Origin of the sequence: Haloferax massiliensis, assembly GCF_001368915.1 — an archaeon.
GTDB classification, from domain to species: Archaea; Halobacteriota; Halobacteria; order Halobacteriales; family Haloferacaceae; genus Haloferax; species Haloferax massiliensis.
This window is the reverse complement of record NZ_CSTE01000001.1, coordinates 348242-362200: the sequence shown is the minus strand read 5'-3', so window position 1 is coordinate 362200 and position 13959 is coordinate 348242. Positions and strand designations below refer to the sequence as shown.

Here is a 13959-nt window from a genome sequence, read left to right as displayed (position 1 = left end):
CCGACGCCGCGTTCGGGACGCTTTTCTCGGCCAGTCGCGTACCCCGGCTGTGGACCTGCACGTTCGATACGAGGGCGACGACGACCCGAAGAAGTGCACGGCGAAGAAGCTCGAACGCTTCGACATGGCCGTCCTCCACGGCTCCGACCGCGAGACCCCCTACGGCGTCGTGCTCAACCCCCACGCCGACAGGGCGCTGTCGCCAGCCGACGCGGACACGAGCGCGCTCGTCGCGCTCGACTGCTCGTGGGAGTCGGCCGGCGAGGCCATGTTCTCGCTGCCCGGCGAGCACCGCGCGCTCCCGTATCTCGTCGCCGCCAACCCCGTGAACTTCGGTCACCCGATGCAGTTGACGACCGTCGAGGCGATAGCCGCCGCGCTCTGCATCTTCGGCGAGAAAACGCGGGCCGAAGACGTGCTCTCGAAGTTCAACTGGGGCCACACGTTCCTCGAACTCAACGAGGAACCGCTGCGCCGGTACTCGGAGTGCGCGGACTCGACCGAAGTCGTCGAGATTCAACGGGAGTACCTCGAACGCGAGTAGCCCCAGTCAGCGGCGGTGAACCGATTCGGTCGCCCTTCAGAGTCGGCTCGACGTCCAGTTGAGCGCGATTGTCGTTCCCGTCTCGACGCGTTCGGTCGGCGTCACCTGAATCACCCGCGCCCACGTCCCGCCGCTCGGCGCGGTGTAGTTCATCCCGCCGCAGTAACAGTCGACTTCGAGCGCGGGGTCGTCCTCGTTGTGGCCGTCGTACGGATAGCCGGTTCTGGACCACGCGCTCCAGTCGATGGTGTCGGTCTCGTTGCGCGCGACCAGCGTCACTTTCAGCGGCTCTCCGATGGTCGTCGTCCCGTAGTGGATGTCTTCGCGGTCGGTATCGACGGTGTCGAGCGCCTGCGGGGAGTCGGGAAGCAGGTCGACTTCCGAGAGGTCCTGCGTGTCGTAGGTCTCCGTCGCTTGGACCTCGGCGTCGTCGGCCGCGCGGTACACCTCGGTCGTGAACGGGAGCGACGAGTCTTCGAGCCGAAAGCCGAGAAGTACCTCGTCCGAGGGGACCGACGTCTCTTCGACCAGCGTCGGATGTATCTCCTCGGGATTCTCGACGAAATCGGCGGCTTCGGGTCCGGTTTCGGTGCTTTCCTGTGTCTGTTCGGTCGTCTCGTTCGTCGTCGTCTGCGCGTCGGTCGTCGCCTCAGTCGTGGTCTGAGTCTCCGTATCGGTCGACTGTGTCGTCGGGCCTTCGCCTTCGGAGCCGGAGGAGCTACAGCCAGCGAGACCGGCGACGGCGACGGCGCCAATCGATTGGAGGGCTCTTCGCCGGGTGTACGTCTTCTTTTCACCCATATGGGGTCACTGTATTGGGTCAACCCCTTTAGAAGCCGGTGACCGTTCACGCGTCCAAACGCGGCTTATCACCTGTCTAAACCCGTTTCAACGCTCCCCGACGACCCCGGTGGCCGACGGGTTCGGCGCGTACCGGACTATCCTTTCACCCACGCGCCGACCGCCCCGGCGATGGCGCTGTCGATGGCGAAGACGAGCGTCAGCACGACGCCCGCGACGAGGACACCGACGCCGCCGAGGAGTCCGCCCAGCGGTCCGCCGGCCAGTCCCACGAGGCCCCCGAGGAGCGCCGCGAGGAGCGTCACGACGATACCCGAGATAGAGCCCGCGACGAGACCGTTCCACGCGCCGTTGCCGAGCGTGCCGCCCGCGAGGTAGCCCGCCGCGAAGCCGCCGAGCAGGCCCGCGCCGATCTGGCCGACGACGGGGAGCGCGAGCCCGCCCGTGCCGACAACGACGATGACGACGAAGCCGACGGCGACAGCTTTCCAGTCAGTCATGGGTCGGGGTAGGCCGCGGGCGGGCAAGAACTTCGTGGCGGTCGCCGGCTGACCGCTCTCGTCCGTCGGCGTCTGCGGGCGGGCCGCCCGCGACCCCTCCGCTTCCGGTCGAACCGTGCAGGAGACCTGCACGGCGAATCCCCCGCTCGAAGCGCCGAACCCCAAACGGACGCGCTTTTACGGCTCGGCCATGTAGCGGACTGCAATGATTTTCGAGTCTCTCCCGACCACGCCCCGGTCGGACGAACTCATCGACAAGGCCTTCTCGCGGGCCGCGCGCACGGGGCGAGCGAAGCAGAACAAGTTGGAGGCTCAGCAGTCGATGCTCCAGACGGCGTCGAACATCCTCTCGGACAACCTCGAAAACGTCGTCGTCGAGTGGCCCGACTTCGAGACGGTCGACCCCTTCTACTACGAGCTCGCCGACGCCATCGTCGACGTGGACGAGGTTCGAAAGAGCCTCTCGGAAGTGATGTGGGCCTCCCGGCAGGTCGACAACATCGCCCGCGAGTACCAGCCGAAGCTCCGCAAGACCGACGCGGACCTCGCGCGCAAGCACCGAAAGCAGGCGTTCGCCCGCATGGCGAGCGTCGTCGAGGAGGTCGAAGACGACCTGCTCCGCATCGGCGAGGCGCGCGACGCCCTGAAGGACCTCCCCGACATCCGTCCGGACGAGCCGGCAATCGTCGTCGCCGGCTACCCGAACGTCGGCAAGTCCTCGTTCGTCAACGACGTGACCCGCGCGTCGAACGAAATCGCCCGCTACCCCTTCACGACGAAGGGCGTCCAAATCGGGCACTTCGACCGCGACCGCATCCGCTACCAGATTATCGACACGCCGGGGCTGCTCGACCGCCCGGAAGACGAGCGCAACGACATCGAGCGACAGGCCGTGAGCGCGCTCGAACACCTCGCGGACGCCGTCCTCTTCGTCGCCGACGCCAGCGGGGCGTGCGGCTACCCCATCGAGTCCCAGCTCGAACTCCGCGACGCCGTGAAGGCGCGGTTCGAAGAGCGCGACATCCCGGTGCTCACCGTCTGTAACAAAAGCGACCGCTCGACCGACATGGACGCGGACCTCTACATGAGCGTCGAGACGGGCGAGAACGTCGAGGCCGTCCTCGACGCCGCGGTCGAGGCCATCGGGTTCGAACCCGACATCCCGCCGTCGCGCAACGAGTAAGCGCCGCGGACGCGGAGTTTCGGTTCTGTCGGTTCTGTCTTGCCGCAACGCCTCGACGGGAGAGCCGCGGCTACGGGGTAGTTCTCGGAGAAATGGGAACGCGGAGGGGGTGGTCGAGACCGGGAGTCCGGTCTCGGTCAGCGGGGCGCGGGCGCTTACTCGGCCTCGTAGACCATCTGGACGGTCGCCGAGACGGTCACGGGGCCGGGCGAGAGCTCGGTCGAACCGGACGAGGCGCGTGCGGCGTCCTCGGCGTAGGCGACCGGGTACGGGCCGGGCGAGGCGCTGCCGCCGACGGTGGCGGTGTGGACGCCCGCGACGGTCAGGCCCGAGGCGCTGGCGACCGCGTCGGCGTCGGCCTTCGCCGAGTCGACGGCGCGGGTCAGGGCCTCCTCGCGGAGTTCGGCGCGCTTCTCGTCGGTGAGCGTGAAGGCGACGCCGCGGATTTCGCTGGCTCCGGCACCGACCGCGAGGTCGATGACTTCGCCGGCGCGGTCGGGGGCGACCTCGACGCGGAGGGTGTGGGCGGCGCGGTAGCCGAGGAGTTCGCGCTCCTGACCGCTGTAGTCGTACTCGGGGTAGATGTTGAAGCCGGTCGTCTGGATGGCGTCCTCAGCGACGCCGGCGTCGGTGAGGGCGGCGCGGACGGCGGCCACGTCGTCGGCGACGGTGCCGCAGCTAGATGTGAATAAGGGGCGTCGTCGGCGACGGTGCCGCGGGCCTCGTCCGCCGAGTCGGCGGTGGTCGTCACGGCGATGGAGACCACGGCGAGGTCGGCGTCGGCGGTCACTTCGCCGGTGCCGGTCGCGGAGATGGTCGTCGCGTTCGTCGCGTTCGTCGCGTCTGTGCCGCCGTCGGTCGTCGCCTGCAGGGGTGCCGAGAGACAGCCCGCGAGGAGGACGAGGCCGACGAGGAATATCGGAGCAATCGTGCGTCGTTGCATACCCACCGTACGTCGGTTCAGCTATTCAAGCCGCGCTAGAGACAAAGAGCGACTGTAGCCTTCGAAACGGGGGACGGACGCGCCCGGCGCGCGCTACTCCGCGACGGCGACGTAACGCACTTCGACGTCGATTTCGCCGGCGGCCCACGGCGACAGCGGCTCGGGGGCGACGGCGTTCACCCGTCTCGTGAGTTCGCGTTCGACCAGCGGCGGGTCCGACGTCGGGTCGTAGCCCTCGGTCACGACGACGCCGTCCGGCTCCTGTAGCGGCCCGCTGTCGTACTGCAGGTCCATCGACAGCAGTCGGGCGTCGGTGTCCGAGAGGGCGTCCTCGATGGCGTCGCGCGCGTCGCCTTGGAAGTCGGCGTTCCGGTAGGTCGTGTAGGTGACCGCGCCGAGGAACGACGAGAGGACGAGCAGGCCGACCCCGATGACGGCGATGCGGAACAGGGCGGCCCGGCGGGCCTCGTCGCGGCGAATCCACTGCTCCGGCCGGTAGCCCTGCTGCCAGAGGACGCCGATGGCGACGAAGTTGACCGAGAGGATGTTGACGAGGACGAGGATGGCCGAGCCGACGACGGCCTCGGGCGCGCCCCACGCGATGCCGATGCCGACGACGGCGGTCGGCGGGACCAACGCGGCGGCTATCATGACGCCGACGAGCGCGGTCGAAACGCCGGAGGAGAGGGAAATCGCGCCGGCCGCCCCCGCACCGAGCGCGATGACGAGCGACAGCACGTCGGGCGCGAGGCGCTCGTCCACCTCGGGAATCGAAAGCACCTCAGCCGGGGACAGCGGGACTGCCCCGGTCTGTTTCAGCAGGAATGCGAAGACGGCGGCCGCGCCGACCGCGAGGACGCCGCCGAGTGCCTGCAGGCGAACGCCGCGGGCGAACATCTCGTCGTCGTCGACGACGGTGCCGACGCTCGCGGACATCGCGGGGCCGACGAGCGGGGCGATGACCATCGAGCCGACGACCACGGCCGGCGAGTCGAGGAGCAGGCCCGCGGTGGCGACGAGCGCCGAGATGACCGTCATGAGCACGTACGTCGGCACCGACGGCGCGAGGTCGGCGGCCTTCGAGGCCAGCTCCTCGCGGGCGATGCGGTCGCCGTTCTCCTCGTCTTCCTCGTACTGCTCGCGCAGCAGGTCGAACCGCTTCGAGGCGACCGTCTCGGCGGCGACGACGACGGTGTAGGCGTCGCGCTCGACGCCCGCCTCGCGGAGCCGCGCCAACACCGGCTCGACGGCCTCCTTGGGGACCGGGAAGGTGACGACGGCGACGAAGTCGCGCCCGGAGGTCTCCTCGGAGACGGCGTAGTCGACGCCCTCCTCGTCGAGCGTCCGCAGGACGGCCTCGCGCTTGCCGGTCGGCACCAACACCTGTACGAGTCGCACGGCCTCACGTCGGTCCGGGCGGTGAAATAAGCAGGGGCTCGGCTACTCGTTCGACTCGTCGCGCAACCGCCGGAGGACGGGCATCTCGTCGAGGCGCTCGTCGGGGAGCGCGCCCCAGTCGATGCCCTCGGGCCGGGGATACGGGGTCTCGGTTCGGACCAGTCGTTCGGGGGTGACGACGAGGTCCATCGGCACGTCGTGGGCGTCCGGCTCGGGCAGGTCGTCGCGGACCTGCCGCTCGTGGACCGTCGTCGCCACGGTCGTCTCCGCGGAGACGGCTCCCAGCCCTCGCAACACCGCGTATTCGAGGTCGCTGAACCCCTCACCCTTCCCGACGCGAGCGCCCGCCTCGGAGACGGCGACCGACCCCGAGACGACGAGGTCGACGGGCGGGAGGGCGTCGGGGCCGACTTTGTCGGCGTAGGTCTCGACGTGCGAGACGGTCGGCGCGCTGTCGAGGTCCTCGTCGTCGATGCGCGCGGGGTCCAGTTCGTAGAAACACTCCTCGTCGCGGAGCCGCGGGACGGCCATGTAGACGGTCTTGCCCTCGCGGAGCGCCCGCCGCCTGACGGGGAGTTGCGGGGCGTCCGGGTTGGCTTTCACCGCGTCGGCGTCGGCCCACTCGGGCGTCGCCGCCAGTCGCTCGGCGGCGGCCGTCGCGTCGGCGAAGTTCGGGATGCGGCCGTGCGGCGGGAAGGGGAACCGGGCCGCGCCCGACGATTCGAGGTCGTCCCACACCGTCGTTCGGAGCGTCGCTTTGTCCATCGCGTCGCCGTCGCGTACTCGCGCCGGGGGGATAGCTCCCCCGTTCGGGCCGCGAGCGGTTCCCGTCGTCGCGCGGGCGGCGAGTCGCTACGAGAAGTCGGCCGCCGACTGCGACAACAGCACCTTCCGCAGGACGGTGTCGGCCCCGCGGCGGACGCGCTCGGAGGCGGCCTGCGGGCTGATACCGAGTCGGTCGGCCACCTCGTTGAGCGTGGTCTGACGGGGGACCTCGAAGTAGCCCTCCGAGACGGCGGTGACGAGCGCCTCCTGTTGCTCGCTGGTGATGTCGAAGTTGTAGACGCCCGGTTCCCCCTCCGAGAGGGTGTAGATGCGCTCGACGTGGAACTCGATGCCCTCGTCCTGACAGCGGTTGTGGAACGCGGTCAGGCCGGTGTGGTCGTTGAACCGGAGGCGGAACAGCCACGGGTCGTTGCCGTGGGCTTCGAGAATCGTCGCCTCGCTGTCGGTGAGAATCCGGGTCAGACTCGACGGGGTATCGCCCCAGTTGACCTTGTACAGCACTCGGTCTTCGATGCGGGCGACCGCCGTCAGGTCGTCGACGATGCGGTTGTGTCGGACGGCGCGTTCGAACGCCTCGAAGTCGGTGCCGTGCGCCCAGAAGAACGGCATGACCTCACCGCCGGTCGGGACGACGCGCTCTAGCTCGATGTGGACGCCGTTCGACACGGCGGTGACCCTCCCGAGGTCGAAGCTCTCCGAGTCGATCGTCAACTCGACGATTACGGCCATTACTGGCTCTCATTGAGCACCCCCCGTATTGAACTCTCGTGTCGACCGGCCCCTCACGACCCGTCGGCCCCCGGACGCACTACTTCAATGGCCGGACTGTGAAAGCAACAAGGGAATGGTGACTTGCTAGCTACGCTCTCTCGGGGGACGTAGTTGTGAACGCACACGGACATCGACAGCCGTACGCCGCTCGACCGCGCCGCGACGGCGCGGAGGCGTACGGTCGTGTGATTGGCGGACCGCGCTCTCGACGGTACCGGTATCGGGTGGTGTTCACCGAGTGCCCGGAGCGGGGTCGTTCGGCGACTCCCGCGAGGCGCTTCGTCTCGGCGTCTCGCGCCCGTCGCGCGACACCCGTTCGGATTCGACGGGGGCCGCGCCGATGGTAGCCGCGACGTCTCCCCGCCTCGACGAGGCGTTCGACGCCCTCGGAAACGTCCATCGGCGGCGGTTGCTGTTGGGCCTGCGCCGACGGCGACGCGCGCGCCTCGACGCGGCAACGCGGGACGCGGCCGTTGGTGGCGGCCGCGACCCCGACCGACTGAAGGTGGAACTGTTCCACGTTCACCTGCCGAAACTCGCCGACGCGGGCTTCGTCGAGTGGAACCGTCGTCGCGGTTCCGTCGCGTGCGGCCCTCGATTCGACGAAATCGAGCCGCTGTTGCGACTCCTCGACGAACACGCGGGCGAGTTACCGGACGAGTGGCCGTGACTGACGCGGCCGCCGCATTCTCGCGTCGTCGGTGAGTCGTCGTGGGGGGCGACTCGCCCGGAGACGTGATTTTTTCGACACCGACGCCGCCAGCGCCGAGCCCGTTCCGCCCACCTTATCCGTCGCGGTGGCGAACCACCGGTATGTTCGAAGACCGACCGGACCGCGACGAAATCGTCCTCGTCGGGCGGTCGAACGTGGGGAAGTCGACGCTGATGCGAGAGCTGACGGGTCACAGCAAGTTCACGACGGGCAAGAAGCCCGGAGTCACCCGCAAACCCAACCACTTCGACTGGAACGCGGAGAAGTTCATGTTCACCGACCTCCCCGGGTTCGGCTTCATGTCCGGCGTCGACCGCGACACCCGCGAGGCCATCAAGACCGACGTCGTCCAGTACATCGAGGAGCACGCCGACGACATCCTCGCGGCGGTCCTCGTCGTCGACGGGAAAAGCGTCATCGACATCATCGACCGCCACACCACCGAGGACTCCATCCCGCACGACGTGGAGATGTTCTTCTTCCTCGACGAACTCGACATCCCGACCGTGGTCGCGGTCAACAAGATGGACAAGGTCGACGACCGCGACGAGCGCCTGAACGACCTCTGTGACCGCCTCGGGCTGTTCCCGCCGTGGAAGCAGTGGCGGAACGTCATCGCGCCCATCACGGCCAAGCGCGGCGACATCTCTCACCTCGAAGACGCCCTGCGGTCGCACCTCCACGAGCAGGGCCGCGACGACCTGTTCAAGTTCCTCTGAGCGAGGCGCTGACGCGCCGGCGCGCCGGTCTCTGCTCGGGCCGCCTCGCCCTCACGCCACCCGGTTCGTGAGCGGGTCGCCGGCGGCTATCTTCTCGACGTTCTCTCCCACGAGCGCCGCGATGTCCTCGTGGTACTTCCCCGTCGCGGCGCTCACGTGCGGCGTGACGAGCACCTCGTCGAACTCCCACAGCGACGACTCCGCGGGCAGCGGTTCCTCGGCGAACACGTCGAGCGCCGCGCCCGCGATGTCGCCGCCGTCGAGCGCCGCCACGAGGTCGTCCTCGTCGACGACGGGGCCGCGCGCGACGTTCACGAGATAGGCGTCCTCGCGCATCGCGTCGAGTTCCGGCGCGGCGACCATGCCCTCTGTCTCCGCGGTCAGCGGCATCGCCAGCACGACGAACCGGGCGTCGGCGACGGCCTCGTGAAGCCGGTCGGGGGTGAACACCGTCGAGACGTGCTCGACCGGGTCACCGGAGCGCCGGACGCCGACGACGTCCATCCCGAGGGCGGCCGCGCGGTCGGCGACGCCCCGCCCGAGGGTGCCGAGGCCGACGACGCAGACGCGCTCGCCGTCGAGGGTGAACGGCTCCTCGTAGCTCGGTAGGTCCCACTCGCGGTCGCGCTGGGCGTCGCGGTAGGCGTGGAGGCGGCGGGCGAGCGTCAGCATGTAGGCGACGACCGTCTCGCCGACCGTGGTCCCGTGGACGCCGGTGCTGTTCGTGAGGGCCGTGCCGGCCGCCTCGTAGTCGGCGACGGGGAACTCGTCGTAGCCGGCGCGGACGCAGTGGACCCAGTCGGCGTCGACGAAGGCGTCCCTGTGGCCGAACGTGGCGACCGCGTCCCCCGGTCCGAACTCCTCGCCGTCGCCGACGCGCTCGACGGGCACGCCGTGGCCCGAAAGCGCCTCGACGAACAGCCCCGGCGGCATCACGCGACCGACCGACTCGTCGACCGCGATGCGTTCGATGTGCATGGCCGAGGGGTCGCGGCGGCCCACGAAGGAAGTTGCGCCTTCGGCGCGGGTGTCCGGTTTCGGGCGGCCGACGAGCGCCCGCCCGGTCACAGCGGGTGGCCTGCCGCGAGAAGCGCGCACGCGACGCTCCGGGCGACGTAGGTTCGGAGCGGCCGAGCGATGGGGCGTCAGTAGTTGGTGGCTCGGATGAAATCTATCATCACAAGGGGCTGAGTGGGGGTAACCTTCGTCATCGCCACCGAGTCGGAGTCCGGGTCGGACGCTCAAGAATCCACCCTTTTCGCCCCGCCGGGCGGCGGTCATTGCCCCGGTTCCTCTGCTCCCGTCTCAGTCGTCCCGCGCCGCCAACGCGGCGTGTTCGGCCGCGACCGCCTCGACTCCGTCGGCGTCCAGCACGCCGGATTCGGTGACGACGCCCGAAAGTAGGTCCGCGGAAACGACCTCGAAAAGCGGGTTTGCGGTCTCGATGGCGGCCTCGCCGTCGTACAGCGTCCCGGCGTTCTCGCCCACGAAGCGGTCGTCGCCGCGCACCTTGTCGCGGGCGCAGACGGCGAAGACGGGCACGTCGGCGCGGGCGGCCGCGAGCGCGACGGGGAGGCTTCCGACCTTGTTGACGACGCCGCCGGACGCGAGCACCGAGTCGGCTCCGAGGAAAACGGCGTCGGCTTCGCCGCCCGCGACGAGTCCGGGGAGCGCCGCGTCGGTGGTCAGCGTCGCGTTCCGACCGCCACGGGCGAGACGCTCCGCGACGCCGACGCCCTCGCCGCCCGGTCGGGACTCGGCGACGAGGACGGCGGCTTCGGCGACCGCCGAGGCTTCGAGCGCCGCGAGTACGGTACCCGACCGCGAGAGCGTGGCGAGTCGGTCGTAGCCGCGGTCTCCGATGAGTTCGGCGGCGCGGGCGGCCGCCGCGCCGTCCGCTTCGGCAGCGTCGTCGATGGCCGCCTCGGCCCGTTGGCGGACCGATTCCGGGTCGGGACCTGACTCCGCCATGACGCGGTTGACGCGGTTCTCGACGGCGGCCATGCTCGGGCGGGCGTCGCGGAGTCGCCGGGCGACCGACGCGAGCGCGTCCCGCGAGTCCGCCTCGACGGCGGCGTCGCGCAGGACCTCCAGCGCACGGAGCGAAATCCACGCCGACCCGTGAGCTTCGTCGTCGGCGACGGTCTCCACTCCCGGTGCGACCCGGCGGTAGGCCGCCCACAGTCCGGGGACCGTCTCGCGCTCCCGCATCTCGGTCGGGTGGACCCACTCGACTTCGGCGAGTTCCTCGTTCGGGTCGACGTCGCGGCTCCCCGCGTCGAACAGGAACGGGTGGACGGTCCACTCGCGTCCCTCGTCGGCGACGGCGAGGGGTTCTCCGGCACGGACGAGCTCGGCGTCGGCCTCGCGGACGCCGACCTCCTCGGCGAGTTCGCGCCGGGCGTCGCGCTCGGCGTCGGCGGGGTCGCCCTCGACGTAGCCGGAGACGCCGGCCCAGCGGCCCTGATACGTTCCGACCGCCTCGCTCCGGCGAGCGAGGAGGACGCGCCCGCCGTGTCGGAGGAAGACGGTGACGACGTGTGGCATATCCTGACCTACGTCGGCGACTGACAAAACGACTATTCAGGCCGGTCGCGTGGTATCGGTATGCGACTCGCTATCCTGAGCGACACGCACGTTCCGGGGCGGGCCGACGGGATTCCGAGCTGGGTCGAAGCCCGCGTCCGCGAGGCCGACCTCGTGATTCACGCGGGCGACTTCGACTCGCCGGACACGCTCGCCCGCCTGCGCGACCTCTCGGCGCGGTTCGTCGGCGTCCGCGGGAACGTCGACCCGCCGACCATCGACCTCCCGTTCGTCGATATCGCGGAGGTCGGCGGGCTCACGTTCGTCGTCACTCACGGCACGGGCACGCGGACCGGCTACGAGTCCCGCGTCGCCGACGCGGTCAGAGACGCCGCGAGCGACGGCGCGGTCGGCGTCGCGGGGCACATCCACGAGGTGGTCGACGAGACGGTCGACGGCGTCCGCGTCCTCAACCCCGGCACCGCGACGGCGGCGAACCCGGGCGACGACGCGACGATGATGGTCGGCACGGTCGCCGACGGCTCGCTGTCTGTCGAGGTCGTCCGCGACGACTGAGGCCGGCGCAGTCGGCGTGTCGCGTCCTCCCTCCGGACCGACCCTCCCCGCTCGCCTGCGATACCGGCCCGGTTCGCCAGCATCCCGTCGTTTTTCACCGCCCTCGCCCTCCGAAGCGGTATGGAGCTGTTTCCCGTCCCCGACGTGCCCGAGGTCCGCGAGGGCGACGACCTCGCCGCCCTCGTCTCGGAGCGCGTCGACCTCCGGCCCGACGACGTGGTCTGCGTCGCCTCCACCGTCGTCTCGAAGGCCGAAGGGCGGTTCGCCGACCTCGACGACTTCCCGGCCGGCCCGCGGGCGCGCGAACTCGCCGCCCGCCTCGCCGAACTGACCGGCGACGAGAAGGACCCGCGGTTCGCGCAGGCGGTCCTCGAAGAGAGCGTCGACCTCGTCATATCGGAGCCGTTCCTCCTGACGGAGACGCGGTTCGGCCACGTCGGCGTCAACGCCGGTATCGACCGCTCGAACGTCCCCGACCACGACCTGCTGTTGCTCCCGAAGCGCCCCAGCGAGTCGGCGGAGCGCATCCGCGCCGGCGTCGACGCCGACCGGGTAATCGTCACCGACACCTGCGGCCGGCCGTTCCGACACGGGCAGCGCGGCGTCGCCATCGGCTGGGCGGGGCTGAACGCCTCCCGCGACTGGCGCGGCGAGGCCGACCGCGACGGCCGCGAACTCGGCGTCACCGTCGAGAGCGTCGTGGACGAACTCGCCGCGGCCGCCAACCTCGTGCAGGGCGAGGGCGACGGCGGCACGCCCACCGTCGTCGTCCGCGACTTCGAGTGGGGCGACCACGGCGAGAGCGACGCCCACTTCCGCGACATCGACGGCGACTTCGTGCGACAGGCGCTCCGCGAGTGGCGCTACGACCCCTGACGACCCATTTCTGCATCTCACACTCACACCATGCTCGGACTCGAACTCACCCCGGAACACCCCGTCGACGACCTCGTCGAACTGGGCGCGCAGGCGGAACGCGAGGGCTACGACTCTCTTTTCGTCTCGTGCCACTACAACAACCGCGACCCCTTCGCGGTCCTCGCGCGACTTGCGGCCGAGACGGACGACATCCGCCTCGGCCCCGGCGTCGCCAACCCCTACGAGCTACACCCCGTGACGCTCGCCGGCAAGGTGGCGACCGTCGCCGAGGCCTCGGGCGGCCGCGGCCTCCTCGGCATCGGTCCGGGCGACCCCTCGACGCTCCGCAACCTCGGCCTCGAAGACGAGCGCGGCCTCCGCTCCGTGCTGGAGGCGTTCAAGGTCGCACAGAAGCTCTGGGACGGCGAGCGCGTCAGCCACGACGGCACGTTCGAGGCGACCGACGCCGGCCTCAACTTCGACGTGCCCGGCGAGGTGCCGGTGTACGTCGGCGGCGAGGGCCCGCACATGTGCCGCATGGCCGGCAAGCACGCCGACGGCCTGCTGTTCAACGGCTCGCACCCCGACGACCTCGCGTGGGCCAGAGAACAGGTCGATATCGGCGTCGAGGACCGCCCCGACTCGCGCGGCGAGTTCACGCTCGCCGCCTACGCCAGCGTCTCCGTCTCGGAAGACGCGGACGCGGCCCGCGAGGCCGCCCGCCCGCCGGTCGCCTTTATCACCGCCGGGGCGGCCCCGCCGGCCCTCGATAGACACGGCATCGACGCCGACCGCGCGAGCGACATCGGCGAGAAGATTTCCGCCGGCGCGTTCTCCGAGGCGTTCGGCCTCGTCACGCCGGAAATGATAGACGCCTTCTCGATGGCCGGCACGCCCGACGACGTGGCCGACCGGATGGACGCGGTGCTCGAACACGCTGACGGCGTCGTGGTCGGGTCGCCGGTCGGCCCCGACCTGGAAGAAGCGATTACTCTCGCTGCGGCGGCTTACCGGTCGACGAACCGACGCCGATGATGCCGAGTTCCGCGCCGAGTGCGCCGAGGGTGACGTAAGCGAACGCGCCGACTGAGACGGCCATTACCGCACCCCCGGTGAGGATGAGAAACGGCGACAGGATATCGCTCGTCGCCACGCTCGCGAAGTTGAACACCAACTCGACGAGGCTCTGCAGAACCGCGATGACGAAGTCCGTGAGTGTTGCCATGCGCGACTGTCGGGATTCGGGGGTATTGATTGTGTGGGTTTCGCACGGCGCTCACTCGACCGGTGAAACCCGCACCGGACCGCGGTTCGCGGCGGCCGCCCGCCGCGCCGCTCGGTCGGCACCGATAAGGGCCGCGCGCACCGACCCCGACACATGCCGAATCGCTCGCTCGACGACTTTGCCGGCGGCGACGACGGAGCGGCCGACGAACCGACGGCCGACGCCGACGCTGACGGCCCCGATGTCGCGGACGCCCCCGCCGATTCCGCCGCAGACACCCCCGACGTGAGCACGCTCGCCACGTACCGATGGACCCCCGAAGCCACTCCGTGCCCCCAGTGCGGTGAGTCGGTGCAAAAGCGGTGGCTCGACGGCGACGAGTACGTCTGTCTCGACTGCAAGGACTGGTAGCGGCCG

The 13959-nt window shown here is 70.1% G+C and carries 16 protein-coding genes and 1 pseudogene; 8 read left to right on the top strand and 9 right to left on the bottom strand.

Features of this window, described 5'->3' with window-relative positions; all coding sequences use genetic code 11:
- The first annotated feature begins 49 nt into the window (after nucleotides 1–49).
- Entirely contained in the window at nucleotides 50–544 is a 495-nt protein-coding gene (locus BN996_RS01675) for a DUF367 family protein (protein ID WP_089776890.1), read from the top strand.
- A gap of 36 nt (nucleotides 545–580) precedes the next feature.
- On the opposite strand, the gene BN996_RS01670 is transcribed toward BN996_RS01675, so the two are convergent.
- Both BN996_RS01670 and BN996_RS01665 read right to left on the bottom strand, forming a co-directional pair.
- Nucleotides 581–1345, bottom strand: a complete 765-nt coding sequence (locus tag BN996_RS01670; protein WP_089776889.1) for a hypothetical protein — start codon at nucleotides 1343–1345, stop codon at nucleotides 581–583.
- Between the two features lie 137 nt (nucleotides 1346–1482).
- Nucleotides 1483–1845, bottom strand: a complete 363-nt coding sequence (locus BN996_RS01665) for a DUF5518 domain-containing protein (protein WP_089776888.1) — start codon at nucleotides 1843–1845, stop codon at nucleotides 1483–1485.
- A gap of 205 nt (nucleotides 1846–2050) precedes the next feature.
- On the opposite strand from BN996_RS01665, the gene BN996_RS01660 reads away from it, so the two are divergent.
- Nucleotides 2051–3028, top strand: a complete 978-nt coding sequence (locus BN996_RS01660) for an NOG1 family protein (RefSeq protein ID WP_089776887.1) — start codon at nucleotides 2051–2053, stop codon at nucleotides 3026–3028.
- A 155-nt stretch (nucleotides 3029–3183) separates the two neighbouring features.
- Here the strand turns inward: BN996_RS01660 and BN996_RS01655 are convergent.
- The 4 genes and pseudogenes from BN996_RS01655 to BN996_RS01640 form a co-directional block, all read right to left on the bottom strand.
- Nucleotides 3184–3971, bottom strand: a pseudogene (locus BN996_RS01655) (SIMPL domain-containing protein).
- 93 nt (nucleotides 3972–4064) lie between these two features.
- Nucleotides 4065–5369, bottom strand: coding sequence for a TIGR00341 family protein (locus BN996_RS01650; protein ID WP_089776886.1), 1305 nt, complete (start codon nucleotides 5367–5369; stop codon nucleotides 4065–4067).
- A gap of 42 nt (nucleotides 5370–5411) precedes the next feature.
- Nucleotides 5412–6134, bottom strand: a complete 723-nt coding sequence (locus tag BN996_RS01645) for a 5-formyltetrahydrofolate cyclo-ligase (RefSeq protein WP_089776885.1) — start codon at nucleotides 6132–6134, stop codon at nucleotides 5412–5414.
- Nucleotides 6135–6221: 87 nt separating this feature from the next.
- On the bottom strand, nucleotides 6222–6884 hold the full coding sequence (locus tag BN996_RS01640) for a helix-turn-helix domain-containing protein (RefSeq protein ID WP_089776884.1): 663 nt from the start codon (nucleotides 6882–6884) through the stop codon (nucleotides 6222–6224).
- A gap of 382 nt (nucleotides 6885–7266) precedes the next feature.
- Between BN996_RS01640 and BN996_RS01635 the strand changes: the two genes are divergently transcribed.
- Together BN996_RS01635 and engB are read left to right on the top strand one after the other, a co-directional pair.
- Nucleotides 7267–7596, top strand: coding sequence for a DUF7344 domain-containing protein (locus BN996_RS01635; protein ID WP_089777293.1), 330 nt, complete (start codon nucleotides 7267–7269; stop codon nucleotides 7594–7596).
- 143 nt (nucleotides 7597–7739) lie between these two features.
- Complete coding sequence (gene engB / locus BN996_RS01630) at nucleotides 7740–8357, top strand: GTP-binding protein EngB (RefSeq protein ID WP_089776883.1); 618 nt, start codon at nucleotides 7740–7742, stop codon at nucleotides 8355–8357.
- A 51-nt stretch (nucleotides 8358–8408) separates the two neighbouring features.
- Here the strand turns inward: engB and ddh are convergent, their stop codons facing one another.
- Both ddh and BN996_RS01620 read right to left on the bottom strand, forming a co-directional pair.
- Nucleotides 8409–9335, bottom strand: a complete 927-nt coding sequence (gene ddh, locus BN996_RS01625) for a D-2-hydroxyacid dehydrogenase (protein WP_089777292.1) — start codon at nucleotides 9333–9335, stop codon at nucleotides 8409–8411.
- Between the two features lie 327 nt (nucleotides 9336–9662).
- Entirely contained in the window at nucleotides 9663–10904 is a 1242-nt protein-coding gene (locus tag BN996_RS01620; RefSeq protein ID WP_089776882.1) for an eIF2B alpha/beta/delta subunit family protein, read from the bottom strand.
- A 60-nt stretch (nucleotides 10905–10964) separates the two neighbouring features.
- Between BN996_RS01620 and BN996_RS01615 the strand changes: the two genes are divergently transcribed.
- From BN996_RS01615 to BN996_RS01605, 3 genes are all read left to right on the top strand, one after another.
- Nucleotides 10965–11459, top strand: coding sequence for a metallophosphoesterase family protein (locus tag BN996_RS01615; RefSeq protein ID WP_089776881.1), 495 nt, complete (start codon nucleotides 10965–10967; stop codon nucleotides 11457–11459).
- 120 nt (nucleotides 11460–11579) lie between these two features.
- The gene (locus BN996_RS01610; RefSeq protein ID WP_089776880.1) at nucleotides 11580–12335 is read left to right on the top strand and encodes a coenzyme F420-0:L-glutamate ligase; all 756 of its coding nucleotides are present in this window, start codon (nucleotides 11580–11582) and stop codon (nucleotides 12333–12335) included.
- A gap of 30 nt (nucleotides 12336–12365) precedes the next feature.
- On the top strand, nucleotides 12366–13352 hold the full coding sequence (locus tag BN996_RS01605) for a 5,10-methylenetetrahydromethanopterin reductase (protein ID WP_089776879.1): 987 nt from the start codon (nucleotides 12366–12368) through the stop codon (nucleotides 13350–13352).
- On the opposite strand, the gene BN996_RS01600 is transcribed toward BN996_RS01605, so the two are convergent.
- On the bottom strand, nucleotides 13306–13542 hold the full coding sequence (locus tag BN996_RS01600) for a DUF8024 family protein (protein WP_089776878.1): 237 nt from the start codon (nucleotides 13540–13542) through the stop codon (nucleotides 13306–13308). The genes BN996_RS01605 and BN996_RS01600 overlap by 47 nt on opposite strands.
- Before the next feature lie 153 nt (nucleotides 13543–13695).
- Between BN996_RS01600 and BN996_RS01595 the strand changes: the two genes are divergently transcribed.
- Entirely contained in the window at nucleotides 13696–13953 is a 258-nt protein-coding gene (locus BN996_RS01595; RefSeq protein WP_089776877.1) for a DUF7573 domain-containing protein, read from the top strand.
- Nucleotides 13954–13959: the final 6 nt, after the last annotated feature.